This is a genomic window from Streptomyces sp. NBC_01224, assembly GCF_036002945.1.
Classification (GTDB): domain Bacteria; phylum Actinomycetota; class Actinomycetes; order Streptomycetales; family Streptomycetaceae; genus Streptomyces.
Genome location: NZ_CP108529.1, coordinates 8,242,094 through 8,256,971, shown reverse-complemented (window position 1 = coordinate 8,256,971; position 14,878 = coordinate 8,242,094). Strand labels below are relative to the sequence as shown.

Genomic DNA, 14,878 nt, shown 5'->3' with positions numbered 1-14,878 from the left:
CGTACAGATACCGAGAAGGAGACACGCGCCACAGACGGCGACCTCGACAAGCCGGTCAGGCCGAAGAACCCCGGGGAGCCCGCGATGGGGACTGTAAATCGTTCGGCTCTGTTCCGTAGTCGGTGGTGACGGCAGGTAACTGGCGTCGTCGACGTTGTATGCGAGATGCCAACTCCCTTGTGGCAACGGTGTTTTCAGGGCTATCGGCACTGGTCATCGATGATGTGGTGGACGACGGCGAGGTGATCCGGGTCTTGGCCCGGACCAGGGATGTTCCCTTTCCCTGCCCGATGTGCGGGGCGCCGACGGGGAAGGTGCACGGATACCACGTCCGGACGGTTGCGGATGTGCCAGTCGATGGCCGCCGGGTCGTGGTCAACGTCCGGGTACGACGTTCGGTCTGCCCGGTCCTGGGCTGCCGGCGGCAGACCGAAGCGCATCCGCTGGGAAGCCGCCGTGGAGGAAGCCCGCGTCCGCCACGCGAAGACGTACCGCGTCAAGCACTTCGAAGCGCAGAAAGCGGCATGGCGACACGCCACCCGACTGACCCAGTACGTGAGCGCTGCAGGCACCCGAATCGAGACCATGCCGCCGGGGCAACCCAGAACCGAAGCCGAAGCATGGATCAGCTGGGCAGCGGCCACCGTGAACCGCCTCGGCCCACTGACCACGCCGCCCCGACTGCCCGAAATCCCCGAACCACAAGCCGACGACCTGAAGCCCTTCCTCGGGCACTGGAGCCCCTACGGCCCCTGACACGCGCTCTTGGTCGTCAGCTCTCCGATCAGATCGGTGAGTGCCTTGTCGTGGGGCGCCCGGCCCGTCTCGGTGCGTAGGAAGGCGACCGCGTCGTTGGCTCCTTTTTCCCAGTCGATCCAGAATTCCTGGCTGGCCGGGTCGAGGAACATGAAGCGGGCGCTGTTGACCGGGCCGCGCCGGGCGAACAGCGGTGACTCGAAGACGGGCGCGTACAGCGCCCTCCCCAGGGTGTTGGCGGCCAGGATGTCGAAGCGCGCGTTGCGCACGTAGGCCGGCACGTCGGTCATCGAGTCGAGCAGCCGCAGGATCGTGGGCCGTACGCGGGACGCGGTCACCGTGGGGCGTCGGCCCGACGGCGTCGCCGCGCGGGCGAGGTCGTAGAGATAGCGCAATCGCCTGTGCACGGGCGCGCATCCACTCCTGAAATGCCTTCACCGTGTCCGGGTCCAAAAGCCCTACGGGCACGCAATGCAGCAGCCGTGGCCGGTAGGGCCATGTGCTCCCGAGCGCCTGCGCTGCCCGCGAACGGTCGCGAGGACACAGGATATCCACTGCGGGCGACGGCGGGGCCGTGTCTGCCCAAAAGGACGGTAGCCGCCACAACCGGGTTTGAGCTGGGCACGCGGACAGCGCCATGATGGGGCCGTTCAAGTGGCCCCGGAGCGGTGGGAGCAGCAGATGTGGCGAGACGGGAAGACAGCCCCGTCCGATCTCCAGTTGAAGATCGTGCTGCACAGTACGAGACCGCCCCTGTGGCGGCGCCTTGTGCTGCCGTCCGACACGTCACTCGGGACGCTGCACGACGCCATCCAGGTCGCCTTCGGATGGCACGGTGGCCATCTGCACCTCTTCACCGACGAGTTCGGCCGGGGGTACGGCGACACGGCACGACTCACCGACATCGATCTCGGCTTCGGCCGCGGGGTCGGCGACGAGGACGCCACCGCGCTCGGCGACGTGCTGGCCGAGGAGGGAGCACGGCTGCGCTACGTCTACGACTTCGGCGACGACTGGGAGCACGGGATCACGCTGGAGAAGACGCTGCCCCGCCCGGACGGCGCGGAGCGGGCGGTGCGCTGCGTCGGCGGGCGTCGTGCCGATGTACCGGCCGAGGACATCGGCGGCGTGTGGGGGCTGGCCGGGGTTCTGGAGTTCCTCGACACCCCGGATGGGGCCGGGGATGGCCCGTACGGTGAGCTCGTCGCCGAACTGCGGGCGGCCGGTTACGATCCGGCGGCCTTCGACCGGGACGGGATCACCGCGCGGCTGGCCCGGTTGACGCCGGACACGGTGTCCGGCAGAGCGAAGCCGTCGGCCGGTGATCGGGCCGGGCGCGGCGGTGTCCGTCGGCTGACCGCCGAGGACGTGGCGTTGTGTACCTGCGGGCAGTGCGGGGTGGGCGATCCGGTCGATGCCGGAGTCGACGGACCGGCCGAGGATGTGCCTGTGCTGCGCCCGGTGACCCTGGCACCGCAGGAGGACCTTGCCGCTGCCGTGCGGGGTGTTCCGCTCTTCGACGCGGCGCTGCGGCTCGCCGCCTGGTGCCGCGAGGGACGGCAGGTCACCGCCGGCCGGGTGCTGCGGCCCGCGCTCGCCCGTGAGGCTGTCGAGGAGCTCCAGCTGTGGAAGCTGGCCGGCGACGACTCGCCGTATGCCGATGCCGTCGCGCGGGCTCGTGCGTTGAAATCGCTGCGCAGCGCCAAGGACGTTTCCGTTCTCGATGATCCGTGGTGGCTCGCCGTGGATGGCGGGTTGATCACGATCAGCGGGGGCCGCGCATGGGGTGGCGGGGCAACCGACTTCACCGGTGAGGACCTTCCGGAGTTCTGGGCCGCCGCTATGGGCGATCTGCTGGAGGAGATCGGTGAGACGGGGGTGCTGGACGGGTGGCACGGTGAGCTGACGGCCGAGATCGCCGACTCACTGGTCGGCCTGCTGTACGACGCCCCGGACGACGCCTGGGTGGATGTCGACGACCTGCGTGCGAAGGCCCGCGAGGTGGGCGAGAACGGGCCGGAGTTCGATCTCTTCCAGGCACTGTTCGCAGCGTCCTTCCACGAGCTCGGGGAAGGGCTCGCCCTGCTGGGTGCGGTGGAGTACGAGCCCGGTGACGGCGGCGATTCGGCCGAGGAGACTCTGCGCACACTCCTGAACTCCATGGTCGGACAGGAGCTGGGCGGCGGTTCAGGAACCTCGACGGCGGCGTCGGATCGGTCGTGGGACGACAAGCGCGGGCACCGCATGCGGATCACCCCGCTCGGCCGCTACGGGCTCCGCGCCTATCTGATGGAGTGCGGTGTGCCCGCGCCCCTGCTCGGTGAGTACGCCGAAGCCGACGCCGGCGCTCTGCTCCAGGGGCTCCTGGGCTACTCCCCCGAGGAGATGCGCCGGGAGGTCGAAGGGTGGCTGGCACACCGTACGGCGGCGGATGCCGCGGTAGGGCTGCTCGACGCATGCGCGGGAGACGGTTCCGAGGCAGCGGCGAAGCGTGCCGTGGCCCAACTGGTGCTGGCCGACCTCGACGGCCCCCGGGCACGGCGCGTGCTGCGCAAGGCGGCGGACTCCGACGTCGAGGGGTGCCGCCAGGTGGCCACCGCGACCCTGGGCGCACGCCCTGGGGCAGACGCACACATGGACCCGGCGCGGACGGAGGAGGCCGGATTGTGGCTGCTCATCGACGGACTGTCGATCCTCGCCGGTGCTCAGGAGAACGAGGAGCTGACCCAGGGCTTCCTGGAGAACTGGAACACGGCGCCGGATGCGCTCGAACAGCGGGTGGACGAGCTGTGGCGAGTGGAGCACCCAGCCACCCCCCTGGTGCTCGCCGAACTGGGTGAGGGCCTGCGCGGCGTCGACAAGCGGCTGGCCAAACGCATGCGTACCGCGGCGATCAAGGCCCACTCCCGCAGGTGACAACAGGGTCGGAACCTGCTGGTGGACGAAGGCGCGGTGAAGACCGCCTGGACGACGGTGAGGCGAAAGAGAGTGGCACGAGTCCTCGTACGGGAACAGGGCACAGGAACGAGGGGCGTGCCGCGATGGGCCACACCGGAGTCGGCTGCCTGGGCGCGGAGTCGGCTCGACGACGGCTGGGCGGCGGTGTTCCTGCCCGGCGAGCCCGCCCGCCTCGGCCGATTGCTGCTCTGGCAGCCCGCAGGGGCAGCCACTGCCGAGAGCATGGCACCTGCGGTCGTCGAGCCTGAGGCGGCGGAGCTCGTGCTGCCGCACGGCCGCTCGGTCAGACGGCGCAAGGTGGAGGGCTACGCACTGCCCGTCGCCCTCGCTGTCGCCGCGCTGTCCGGGGCACAGCCGCCGCACCCGTCCGCCGCCGCCTGGCAATCCGCCGCCCGCTTGGCGCTGCGACTGCTCGCCGACGGCCGCCTCCACCCGGCCCTCACCGACGCCGGCCACGACACCTGGAAGGCGGGCCCCTTCACCGCCGCCCAGCGGCAGACACTGGACGCCCTCGCCGCCGCGTTCCCGCCACACGCCCACTGCCTACCCGAGCCCGGGCCCGCGCCGCTGCGGATCGCCGAACCGGCCGCGCTGGTACGCCAGTTCTGCGACGCGGTCGCCGACGAACTGGTCCGTGCTCCCGCCGCTCCGCTCGCCATGGGAGCCCTGCCGTACGCCTGGCGAGAGACGCGTGCGGTGCCCGCGCTGCGCGAGTGGGCCGAGGAGACGGCCGCCGCGTTCACCGCCGACGTCAGGGTCTCGTTGCGGGTCGACGTACCCGAGGGGCGGCGTCGGCAGTTCCGGGCCGTCCTGCAGTTGCACACCGCGGCGGATCCGGCGCTCGTCGTGGAGGCCGCACGACTGTGGAGCGAGCCGACCGAGACCGAGCGCCTGCTCGGCCCGCGCTCCGAGACCGAGACGCTGCTCGCACTGCGCCGTGGCGCCCGCGTCTGGCCACCGCTCGACCGGCTGCTGAAAGACGCCGCTCCGGACCAGCTGCGGCTGACCGACGACGAAGCCTTCGACCTGCTGGGCGACGCGACCGACACGTTGCGCGCCGCCGGTATCGACGTGCACTGGCCGCGCAAGCTGGTCAAGGCACTCACCGCGACCGCGGAGATCGGGCAGCGCACCGCGCCCGGCTCCAGCGCGGGCGGCATGCTCGACGCCGACGCCCTCCTCGACTTCCGCTGGCAGCTCTCGCTCGGCGGGGAACCGCTCACCGAGGCCGAGATGGACGCCCTCGCCGAGGCACGCCGCCCCCTCGTCCGGCTGCGCGACCAGTGGGTGGTCGCGGACCCGAAGCTGGTGGCCCGCGCCAGGCGCCGCCGGATGGAACCTCTCACCCCCATGGAGGCGCTCGGCGCCGCGCTGACCGGCGAGGTGGAACGGGACGGGGAAACTTTTCGCTGTGCGGCGGTCGGGGCGCTCGGCGACCTCGTCGCCCGCATCCGCGACCCCGAATCCCGCACCCCCGCCGCCCAGCCCGCCGCTCTGAAGGCCACGCTGCGCGACTACCAGAAGCGGGGCTTGGCCTGGCTGGCCGAAATGTGCGAGCTCGGTCTCGGCGGCTGTCTCGCCGACGACATGGGCCTGGGCAAGACCGTCACCCTGCTCGCTCTGCACCTGCACCGCCAGACCGACCCCGCGACCGCGGGGCCCACGCTCGTCGTCTGCCCCGCCTCGCTGCTGGGCAACTGGCAGCGCGAGGCGGCCCGGTTCGCGCCGGCCACGCCAGTGCGCCGGTACCACGGGGGCGACCGCCACCTCGCGGACCTCGCCGACGACGAGATCGTCCTGGTCACTTACGGCGTCCTGCGCCGCGACCGGGAGACCCTCGCCGAGAACGCCTGGTCGCTGATCGCCGCCGACGAGGCCCAGCACGTCAAGAACCCCTACGCCGTCACTGCCCGCGAGCTGCGTGCCCTGCCCGCCCGCGCCCGCGTCGCGCTCACCGGCACCCCCGTGGAGAACAACCTCTCCGAACTCTGGGCACTCCTCGACTGGACCACCCCCGGGCTCCTCGGCCCACTCAACGCCTTCCGCGAGCGCCACGCCCGTACGATCGAGTCGGGCGAGGACCCGCAGGCCGCCGAACGGCTGTCCCGTCTCGTCCGCCCGTTCCTGCTGCGCCGAAGGAAGTCCGATCCGGGCATCGCGCCCGAACTGCCCGCCAAGACCGAGACCGACCGCGTCGTCCCGCTTACCGCCGAGCAGGCAAGCCTGTACGAGGCGGTGGTCCGCGAAACCATGGCGAAAATCGCCGAATCCGAGGGCATCGCCCGCCGCGGCCTGATCCTGAAGCTCCTCACCGCGCTGAAGCAGATCTGCAACCACCCCGCCCAGTACCTGCGCCAGTCCACACCGCTGCACAGCCGCTCCGGCAAACTCGACCTCCTCGACGAACTGGTCGACACCATCACCGCCGAAGGCGAGTCGGCGCTGGTCTTCACCCAGTACAAGCAGATGGCGACCCTGCTGGAGAGGCACCTCGCGGAACGAGGCGTCCCCACCCTCTTCCTGCACGGCGGCACCCCCGTCGCCGCGCGCGAGGAGATGGTGGACCGCTTCCAGCGCGGCGAGGTGCCGGTGTTCCTGCTCTCCCTGAAAGCCGCGGGCACCGGCCTCAACCTCACCCGCGCCACCCATGTCGTGCACTACGACCGCTGGTGGAACCCGGCGGTCGAGGACCAGGCCACCGACCGCGCCTACCGCATCGGGCAGGACAGACCCGTACAGGTCCACAAACTCCTCGCGGAGGGGACCGTGGAGGACAAGGTGGCGAAGCTGCTCGAATCCAAGCGTGCGCTCGCCGACGCCGTGGTCGGATCCGGTGAGGGCGCTCTGACCGAACTGTCCGACGACGATCTCGCCGAACTGGTCGCCCTGGGGAGGCAGTCATGAGCCCCTCGGTCCCCGGCCCGCGCCGCGCGCCCACCCGCGGCAGGCGTGCCTTCGCCGCGACCTGGTGGGGCCAGGCATGGGTAACGGCCCTTGAGGACTCCACCCTGGACTCGGGGCGCCTGTCCCGCGGACGCACCTACGCCCGCCAGGGCATGGTCGGGCCCGTCACCATCGCCCCCGGCCAGGTCAAAGCCGCCGTCCAGGGCAGCAGGCCCCGTCCCTACCGCTCCGCCGTCCACCTGCCTGTCCTCACCGACGCCCAGTGGGACACCCTCCTCGACACCATCGCGGCCCGGGCCGGGCATCTCGCCGCACTCCTCGACGGCGAGATGCCCGCCGAACTCGTCGACGACGCCCGCCACGCCGGCGTACCCCTGCTCCCGCAGCCCACCGAACTCGACCCCGAATGTTCCTGCCCCGACTGGGGCTACCCCTGCAAACACGCCGCCGCGCTCTGCTACGCCATCGCCGCGACCATCGACGCCGACCCCTTCGTGGTGTTCGCCCTGCGCGGCCGCGGACGAGAGGAGGCCCTCGCCCAGCTGCGCGCCCGCCGTACGGCCGCCCAGGCGACCTCCACCCCACCGTCCCCAGCCGGCGTGCCGGCCGCGGGCACCTACGCAGCCTGGGCCGCACTGGCCGAACACTCTCCGCCCCTTCCCGAACTCCCCGAACCGGCGCCCCACACCGCCGCGCTGCCCGCCGCCCCGCCACCCGGCACCGGTCTGTCCACCGCGGACCTCGAACGCCTCATGGCGGACACCGCCACACGCGCCGCACAGGTGCTCAAGGGTGACACCACCAGCCTGCATCTGTCCCAGCACGAGGACGCGACACGGATCGCCGCGAGCAACTGCGGCCCCGAGTGGTTCCACCACCTCATCCAGAACACCGGTGCCAAACCGACCGCGTTCGTCCGCCTCACCCGCGCCTGGCGGTATGGCGGCCCAACCGGCATCACCGTCGCCGAACAGCCCCACACCCCCGACCCGACGGCGATGACAGCCGCCCGCTCCGCCCTGACCGAGGCCCTCGCCGAAATGGCCACCACCCCGGTCGCCCTCAGGACCTGGCGCAACCGCCTCACGCTCACCGACCACCGCATCCAGCTGCGCCTGGGCCCTGACACTCGCTGGCACCCTTACCTCCAGGACGGCGACGGCGAGTGGTGGCCATCAGCGCCGGCCGGTCCGGACCCCGTCACGGCGCTCACCTCCGTCTGGCAGCAGACGGAGAGGTGACACGTAGGAGAGACCCGTGAACCAACCGCCTCAGCCCACAGGTTCACGACTCCCGATTTCCGTCACCCGGTACCGTCCGCCAAGGGGCTGTGTCCGCTTCGCCTGTAGTGGCTGATGCGGGCCCGGGCCTGCGGGGCGTGATGATACGGACGGTGTCCATGGCGAGGTGCGGACGGCCGTGCATGTCGTACGCGTAGCGCACCCAGGCGGTACGCCGACCGGTGAAGTCCAGCCGGAACTCGAACCAGCAGTCGTGCGGCTCCCCTGCCCGAACTCGAAGCGCACGACGTCGTCGATGCCGGTGGGCGTCTCGTTGTAGATCCACACCGAGAAGGAGTCGACGGCTCCCTGCCATGCCCGGTCGTCGAGCGGCTTCGGCTCGTACGGGTCGTGGGCCCAGGCGAGCTCGGCGTCGACGGTGATCACGGAGCGCGGGGCGTGGTCCCACCGGCGCAGCGCGTGCGTGCCGTTCACGGAACGCACGTCGCTGATGCCGAGCCGGGCATCCGGGCTCGCGGTGATCTGCATGAACCCATCAGGAGGAAGCCGGCCTTGCCCGTCGCCCACTTCTGCTGGATCGCCGGGAACCTACTGGCGTCGTAGCCGTCGGCGAAGTACCCGCCCTCGGCCAGGGCGTCGACGCGCTCGGCGGCCTTGACGTAGCCCGGCTGCTTCCACAGCTTGCCCGTACGGTCGAGCAGCGGCCTCGTGGAAGGAGCCGGGGCCCATCGCGCCCACCACGAAGTTGCTGTACCAGTAGGCGCTGTAGTCGGGGATGTCCGCGTCGAGGGCGAGCGGTGCCCGGCGGGATTCGGACGGCCTGGCGTTCCCGCATGTCCTGATCAGAGCGAAAGTCGAGGCATGGATCGCGTGGGCCGAGAGCCATCGTGCAACGCCTGAACCCCCTCACCGGTTCACCGTTGCTAGCGGAAATCCCCGAGCCCCGCGCCGAGGACCTCAAGTCCGAACAGCGGAGCGCGTGGAGGGCGGGCAGCCTGGCTGCCCGCCCTCCACGCGCCGGTGGCGCGGCCCCGTGTCAGTTCTGCCGTACCTGTGCCATTTCGGCGCGGGTGTAGATGCGGCCCTGGCGCTTGGCGGTTATGAGGAACAGCACGGTGGGCACGGCGCACACCAGGACGGCGAAGATGCTGGCCTCGGGGCCGAAGTCGCCGCCGGTCAGGGCCTGGGGACCGCTGACGGAGGCGTGCAGCAGGCCGCCGGTGCCGGTCCCGGAACCGGAGACGGCGGTGCCGTAAATGCCCTGCTCGGCCATGTTCCAGCCCAGGTGCAGGCCGATCGGCAGCCACAGCGAGCGGGTGGCGGCGTAGAGCGCGCCGAACATCAGCCCGGCCTCGACGGCGATGGCCAGCGCGCCCCAGAGCGTCGCGTCGGGGTTGACCAAGTGCAGGCCGCCGAAAGCGAGCCCGGAGACGGCCAGCGCCCCCCACGTCCCGGTCTTCTCCTCCAGCACCCGAAACAGCGCACCGCGGAAGGCCAGTTCCTCAGTGACCGCCACGCAGCTCATCAACCCCAGCGTGGTCAGTGCGCCACCGATCGATCCCCAGCCGTGGATGTGGTATCCGCCGGTCATCGCGACCAGCGCGATCGTGACGGTGAACAGACCCAGCCCGAGCAGGGCGCCCCGGCACAGTTCCGGCCGGGCCTGCGCCGGAGCCAGCTCCTGCGGCCTGCTGCGGTCCTCCAGGTGCCGCACGAGCCTGGCATAGGCGGCCAGGGCGAGGCCGCCGGTGGCCACCCCGCTGATCAGAGCGGTCAGCGGAGTGGCGGCGGCGGCGCTGTTGATCGCGCTGGTGATCCCGCCCACGGCCAGCATCAGCACGAACAGCACCGGCAGACGCACCCACGTCGACGTCGCCCACCGCGCGGGGTGCCCGGTGTTCTTCCCGGTCGATCCGGTCCTTTCGGCTCCGCGACCGGCGAGTCGTTTCGGTGACTGGTGGTGGTTGGACGACATGGCTTCCTCCTCAGGGGCCCGCTCCCAGCAGGCGGTCTCCGCTTTCGATGCCGGAAAACTACGGGCCGCGGCTCCTGCGAATCGTCACCACCGGGTGGGCACTTGCCGCATCCTCCGGTCCCCCGAGCGAGCTACCCGGCTGTTCTCTTGCGGGGGACACAACTCCCGCCACAGGACGCTAGATTCACCGAGCAGGACCGTCCGGTCCGCGCTGCCGTGTGGTGCGGATGCCGGACGGGTCGTACCGAATGGACCAGGCCGCGGACCACGGCCCGGTCCTCATGCCGCTCAGTGCCGGACTTACGAGATCATGGATGATGACGGAAGACCAAGCAGCTTGTGAACCATCAGGCTCGGCATGCCCCGCGCCGACGGACCCCGCTCCCCGCCCGGGCCGGCCAAGGACCGGCCGGCCCCCGGCGCCCCCTTCCGGGGCCGGGGCCGAACCGCGGGCGCGGGACAGGGGCCCCTCCGCACGCGGGAACCCGGTGGCCGCCGCAACCAGTCGGCTCCGCTGGCTGTCGCGGTGGTGGGGAGCACGCCCCACCGCTACCAGGGACCGCGAGTTCGCGCTCGTCTTCACCGTGCTGTCGTTCGCGGAGCCGCTGTCACGGGTCGGGGCTCGGTTCGGCGACCTTCCCACTCACGGCGCCTCCATGGCGAGCGTGCTGCTGACGTTGGGTCAGACTCTGCCGCTCGCGGTGCGCACCCGATGGCCGGCCGTCTGCCTCGCGGTAGCGGGGACCTCGTTCGCGGTCCACGAGTGCCTCGGCTACCCGGCGGCCTTCGGCAGCCTGGGGCTGTACATCGCGCTGTACTCCGTGGGTGCCCACCAGGAACGCCTCCGGCGGGCCGTACCGCTGGCGGCGACGGGCGGGTACCTGGTGTTCGATGTCGTCCTGTACGCGCTGGGCTCGCCCGACGGCCTGACCGACTTCCTGGTCTACTACCTGGTCCTGGTGGCGATGTGGGGCCTGGGCGTCCTGGTGCGCGGGCGGCGGGCGCACGAGGCCGAGCGTCGGCGCCTGTCCGCACAGGCGGCCATCGATGCGGAACGCGGGCGACTGGCCCGGGAGCTGCACGACGTGGTGACCCACCATGTGACCGCGATGGTCGTGCAGGCCGGCGCGGCACAGTACCTCACCGGGTCACCGGACCGGATCGGCGAGGCCCTCGACGCCATCAACGGCACCGGCCGCCGCGCGCTGGCCGAACTACGGTTCCTGCTCGGCGTGCTGGAGGCGACCGGCGAGTCGGCGCCCAAGGAACGGACGCCGTTGCCGGGCCGGGTGCCTGACCTGGTGGAGCAGACACGAGCGGGCGGCCAGCCGATCGAACTGGTCGAGGACGGAGAGCAGCCGGACATGGACATAGGCGCCCGACTCACGGCGTATCGCGTCGTGCAGGAATCCCTGACGAACGCCGTGAAATACGCCGCGGGCAGACCGACACTGGTACGGCTCACGCACGCCCCCGACTGGACGGACATCGAGGTCACCACCGCCCAAGCGGCCAACGGCGCGCCCGTATCCGCCGCCCTCTGCGACGGCGGGCCGCACGTCTCGGGCGGCCGGGGCCTGACCGGGCTACGGGAACGGGTGGAGATGCTGGGCGGCGAGTTCGCCGCCGGGCCCCGCCCGGAGGGCGGGTTCCGCGTGCACGCACGCATCCCCACAGAAGGTGCCGCATGAGTGTTCCGCCCGCTGCGATCAGGGTGCTGGTCTGCGAGGACCAAGCCCTCGTGCGCGCCGGCTTCGTCACGATCCTCTCCGCCCAGCCCGACATGGAGGTCGTGGGCGAGGCCGAGGACGGCCGAGCGGCGATCCGGAGCGCGCAGGAGCTGAAGCCGGACGTCGTCGTCATGGACATCCGCATGCCCCTGCTCGACGGAATCGAGGCCACCCGCCGCCTGGCAGGACCCGACTCCCCCAACCCCGCGAAGATCCTCATCGTCACGACCTTCAACGTCGACGAATACGTGTACGAGGCCCTCCGCGCCGGCGCCAGCGGCTTCCTACTCAAGGACGCCCCACCGCCCGAACTGATCAACGCGGTACGCACCGTCGCCCGTGGCGAGTCCCTCCTCGCCCCCGCCGTCACCCGCACCCTGATCGGTCGCTTCGCCGAACGCCTGCGCCCCACCACCGTCCCCACGTCCCCCGAGCGCGACCGCCTCAAGATGCTCACCCCCCGCGAGCACGAGGTCCTCCTCCTCATCAGCAAGGGCCTGTCGAACGCCGAAATAGCCGCCCAGTTGGTCATCAGCGCAGAGACCGTGAAGACCTACGTCTCCCGCATCCTCACCAAACTGGACCTCCGCGACCGCGTCCAGGCGGTGGTCCTGGCGTACCGGGCGGGCGTGGCGGGAGGCGGCGACCGAGCCTGACGGCCGTGTGACACCGGCCGGGGCCGTCGGCCCGCCCAGGCGTCGGCGACATGCGGTCCCACCCATGGCTGACGTGCGGTTGACGACCTCCTCCTACCTCGTGCTCGGGAGCATCGGCAAGCTGGGCGAGTCGGGTGTCTACGACGGGGACTGTAAAACGTTCGGTGTAACTCCCGATCATGGAAGATGCATCGATGACCAGCAACAACGTGACCGAGGTCGAAACCGTCGAGCCGTCTGACGCGGTGCCGTCGAAGTCTGTGGACGACCGGCTGATTGATGAGCTGGTGGGCCGGGCTCAGGCCGAGGGCCTTCAGCTGACCGGCGAGGGTGGGCTGCTCCAGCAGCTGACCAAGCGGCTCCTGGAGTCCGCCCTCGAGGGCGAGATCACCGACCACCTCGGCTATGACAAGCACGATCCCGCCGGGAAGAACGGTGGGAACAGCCGCAACGGAACCCGTGCCAAGACCGTGCTGACCGACGTCGGCCCGGTCGAGATAACCGTGCCCCGTGACCGCGAGGGCTCCTTCGAGCCGAAGATCGTCAAGAAGCGGCAGAAGCGTCTGTCCGGCGTCGACGAGATGGTCATCTCGCTCGCCGCGAAGGGCTTGACGACCGGTGAGGTCCAGGCCCACCTGTCTGAGGTCCACGGCGCCGAGGTGTCCCGGCAGACGATCTCCACGATCACCGACAAGGTCCTCGAGGGCATGGCCGAGTGGCAGAACCGGCCCCTGGACGCCGTCTATCCGGTGGTCTTCATCGACGCGATCCACGTGAAGATCCGCGACGGCGCCGTGGCGAACCGGCCCATCTACGTGGCCCTGGCCGTCACGGCCGAGGGCCGGCGGGACATTCTCGGCCTGTGGGCAGGTGATGGTGGCGAGGGCGCCAAGCACTGGATGCACATCCTCACCGAGATCAAGAACCGCGGCGTGAACGATGTCCTCATGCTCGTCTGCGACGGGCTCAAGGGCCTGCCCGACGCGGTCGAGACGGTCTGGCCCCGCACCACTGTCCAGACTTGCGTGGTCCACCTGCTGCGGAATTCCTTCCGCTATGCCGCCCGCCAGGACTGGGACAAGATCGCCAAGCTCCTCAAGCCCGTCTACACCGCGGCGACCGAGGAAGCCGCACTCGAGCGGTTCGCGGAGTTCGCCGACGCGTGGGGCAAGAAGTATCCGGCAATCGTCCGGCTCTGGGAGAACGCCTGGGAGGAGTTCACTCCCTTCCTCCGCTTCGACACCGAGATCCGCCGCATCGTCTGTACGACGAACGCGATCGAGTCCGTGAACGCGCGGATCCGACGGGCAGTGAAAGCCCGCGGTCACTTCCCGAACGAGCAGGCCGCCCTGAAGTGCGTCTACATGGCGATCATGTCGCTGGACCCGACCGGCAAGGGCCAGGCCCGCTGGACCATGCGCTGGAAGACCGCACTCAACGCCTTCGACATCACCTTCGACGGCCGGGTCTCTGCGGCCCGTCAGTAACTCCAACAACCCGAGTTGCACCGCTCGTTGGGGTGCTGCGGGACACGGGAGCGGACGGAGCGTGGACGGAAGCGATCGTTTACGCGCTGCGCAGGCTCGCGGAGATCGAGTTCTCCGGGCCGCCCTCCCTCGCCCAACTGGACCGTGTCTGTGTCCCGTTCGAGGACTCCGATCTGGTCGACGAGGTGATGCTCTGCCGTTTCCTGGTGCCGCGTACTGGCTCCGCGCTGCTGAGTGCGCGGCCGTCGCGCCCGGCCCGCACTTGGACGGAGTGGCTGGGACACGCAGGGCTCCTCACGGACGGGGTCCGCACCTCGATGGGTACGGCGACCACGGCCACGGACGGGCATCTGTGCCGCTCCCTGTTCGAGCGGCACGTGGACGACTTCCTCCACCACTGGGGCGTGGCCCATGAGCCGGAGCCCGCCTACCCCCGCCACCAGGAACTCAACACGACCGGCCTGCGGGCGGACTGGCGTCTGGCGGACGGCACGTTCGTCGAAGCCCTGGGCCTCATGGCGAAGGAAGCGTACGCGGCGAAGGTCGCGCGCAAGCGGGAACTGGCCCGCAACCACGGTCTGCGTCTCGTCACCGTCACGGCCGAGGACCTGGGCCGCCTCCCGGAGGTCTTCGCGGACTGGCTCCCCGAGGACTCGGCCGGCTGAGACCGGGGAAAGCCGGTTCCGCCGACTTGGAAGAGCCCGATGCAGCAGCGCTGGCCCATGGACTTGACCATGGTAAGGAGCATCATCGATCACTGCATGTCGCCCTCACCAGGGCACGGCACATTGCTCTGGCCGTCTGACAGCCGGGTATGGCTACCTGATTTCGTTGCCGAGCGGGAGCCCGCCTGCCAGTGGTGCGGAACCAAGGAGGACGCGTCATGGTTCACCGATCACGCCCCCGCGTGCACCTGCTGACCGGCAGGCCCGACTGGGAACAGCGGCGAGCCACCGTGAAGTCGGTGCCGTTCACCAAACGGCAGAAGGAGGCCCGCAAGCCGCTGCTGGCGCTGATGGAAGAGCTACGCGAAGCCGTCGAGAGAGGTGACTGGGCCTCCGCCCGCACGGCCCGGTCGGCGGCCTGAGGCGAGGTGAACCGCCTCGCGGACAACCTCACGACGGAGGAACGCAAGCAGCTGTGGCGGTACAAGCGACGCATCGTCGCCGGC

12 protein-coding genes and 2 pseudogenes are annotated in these 14,878 nt (G+C 70.7%); 10 read left to right on the top strand and 4 right to left on the bottom strand.

Annotated features, from left to right (window positions below; genetic code table 11):
• Nucleotides 1–158: 158 nt before the first annotated feature.
• A pseudogene (locus tag OG609_RS37535) lies at nt 159–431 on the top strand (transposase family protein); the annotation flags it as partial.
• Nucleotides 432–456: 25 nt separating this feature from the next.
• Complete coding sequence (locus OG609_RS37530; protein ID WP_327276886.1) at nt 457–756, top strand: hypothetical protein; 300 nt, start codon at nt 457–459, stop codon at nt 754–756.
• On the opposite strand, the gene OG609_RS37525 is transcribed toward OG609_RS37530, so the two are convergent.
• Nucleotides 744–1,163, bottom strand: a complete 420-nt coding sequence (locus OG609_RS37525) for an MmyB family transcriptional regulator (RefSeq protein WP_327276885.1) — start codon at nt 1,161–1,163, stop codon at nt 744–746. The two genes, OG609_RS37530 and OG609_RS37525, sit on opposite strands and share 13 nt — an antisense overlap.
• A gap of 274 nt (nt 1,164–1,437) precedes the next feature.
• Between OG609_RS37525 and OG609_RS37520 the strand changes: the two genes are divergently transcribed.
• The 3 genes from OG609_RS37520 to OG609_RS37510 all read left to right on the top strand — a co-directional run bounded on the left by OG609_RS37520 (nt 1,438) and on the right by OG609_RS37510 (nt 7,859).
• Complete coding sequence (locus OG609_RS37520) at nt 1,438–3,672, top strand: plasmid pRiA4b ORF-3 family protein (protein WP_327276884.1); 2,235 nt, start codon at nt 1,438–1,440, stop codon at nt 3,670–3,672.
• Between the two features lie 117 nt (nt 3,673–3,789).
• Nucleotides 3,790–6,618, top strand: coding sequence for a DEAD/DEAH box helicase (locus OG609_RS37515; RefSeq protein ID WP_327276883.1), 2,829 nt, complete (start codon nt 3,790–3,792; stop codon nt 6,616–6,618).
• Entirely contained in the window at nt 6,615–7,859 is a 1,245-nt protein-coding gene (locus OG609_RS37510) for an SWIM zinc finger family protein (RefSeq protein WP_327276882.1), read from the top strand. Before OG609_RS37515 ends, OG609_RS37510 begins: the two co-directional genes overlap by 4 nt.
• A gap of 43 nt (nt 7,860–7,902) precedes the next feature.
• On the opposite strand, the gene OG609_RS46415 is transcribed toward OG609_RS37510, so the two are convergent.
• The 3 genes and pseudogenes from OG609_RS46415 to OG609_RS37500 all read right to left on the bottom strand — a co-directional run bounded on the left by OG609_RS46415 (nt 7,903) and on the right by OG609_RS37500 (nt 9,834).
• On the bottom strand, nt 7,903–8,214 hold the full coding sequence (locus OG609_RS46415) for a chondroitinase family protein (protein WP_351258371.1): 312 nt from the start codon (nt 8,212–8,214) through the stop codon (nt 7,903–7,905).
• A pseudogene (locus OG609_RS46410) lies at nt 8,139–8,387 on the bottom strand (chondroitinase family protein); the annotation flags it as partial. The gene OG609_RS46415 and the pseudogene OG609_RS46410, both read right to left, overlap by 76 nt.
• A 508-nt stretch (nt 8,388–8,895) precedes the next feature.
• A complete protein-coding gene (locus tag OG609_RS37500; RefSeq protein WP_327276880.1) occupies nt 8,896–9,834 on the bottom strand; it encodes a CPBP family intramembrane glutamic endopeptidase in 939 nt (312 codons plus the stop codon).
• Nucleotides 9,835–10,322: 488 nt separating this feature from the next.
• Between OG609_RS37500 and OG609_RS37495 the strand changes: the two genes are divergently transcribed.
• The 5 genes from OG609_RS37495 to OG609_RS37475 all read left to right on the top strand — a co-directional run bounded on the left by OG609_RS37495 (nt 10,323) and on the right by OG609_RS37475 (nt 14,794).
• Nucleotides 10,323–11,525 (top strand): sensor histidine kinase, encoded by a 1,203-nt coding sequence (locus OG609_RS37495; RefSeq protein WP_327276879.1) that lies wholly within the window; start codon nt 10,323–10,325, stop codon nt 11,523–11,525.
• Nucleotides 11,522–12,220, top strand: a complete 699-nt coding sequence (locus tag OG609_RS37490) for a response regulator transcription factor (protein WP_327276878.1) — start codon at nt 11,522–11,524, stop codon at nt 12,218–12,220. The genes OG609_RS37495 and OG609_RS37490 overlap by 4 nt, the downstream gene beginning before the upstream one ends.
• Nucleotides 12,221–12,414: 194 nt before the next feature.
• Complete coding sequence (locus tag OG609_RS37485; RefSeq protein WP_327276877.1) at nt 12,415–13,707, top strand: IS256 family transposase; 1,293 nt, start codon at nt 12,415–12,417, stop codon at nt 13,705–13,707.
• 32 nt (nt 13,708–13,739) lie between these two features.
• On the top strand, nt 13,740–14,372 hold the full coding sequence (locus tag OG609_RS37480; protein ID WP_327276876.1) for a hypothetical protein: 633 nt from the start codon (nt 13,740–13,742) through the stop codon (nt 14,370–14,372).
• A 218-nt stretch (nt 14,373–14,590) separates the two neighbouring features.
• The gene (locus OG609_RS37475; protein ID WP_327276875.1) at nt 14,591–14,794 is read left to right on the top strand and encodes a hypothetical protein; all 204 of its coding nucleotides are present in this window, start codon (nt 14,591–14,593) and stop codon (nt 14,792–14,794) included.
• Nucleotides 14,795–14,878 lie beyond the last annotated feature (84 nt).

What these genes read in the sequence shown, in the direction of transcription:
- OG609_RS37500 (WP_327276880.1), bottom strand. Translation starts at nt 9,834, where the DNA reads ATGTCGTCCAACCACCACCAGTCACCGAAACGACTCGCCGGTCGCGGA.
- OG609_RS37485 (WP_327276877.1), top strand. Translation starts at nt 12,415, where the DNA reads ATGACCAGCAACAACGTGACCGAGGTCGAAACCGTCGAGCCGTCTGAC.
- OG609_RS46415 (WP_351258371.1), bottom strand. Translation starts at nt 8,214, where the DNA reads ATGGCAGGGAGCCGTCGACTCCTTCTCGGTGTGGATCTACAACGAGAC.
- OG609_RS37510 (WP_327276882.1), top strand. Translation starts at nt 6,615, where the DNA reads ATGAGCCCCTCGGTCCCCGGCCCGCGCCGCGCGCCCACCCGCGGCAGG.
- OG609_RS37490 (WP_327276878.1), top strand. Translation starts at nt 11,522, where the DNA reads ATGAGTGTTCCGCCCGCTGCGATCAGGGTGCTGGTCTGCGAGGACCAA.
- OG609_RS37475 (WP_327276875.1), top strand. Translation starts at nt 14,591, where the DNA reads ATGGTTCACCGATCACGCCCCCGCGTGCACCTGCTGACCGGCAGGCCC.
- OG609_RS37520 (WP_327276884.1), top strand. Translation starts at nt 1,438, where the DNA reads ATGTGGCGAGACGGGAAGACAGCCCCGTCCGATCTCCAGTTGAAGATC.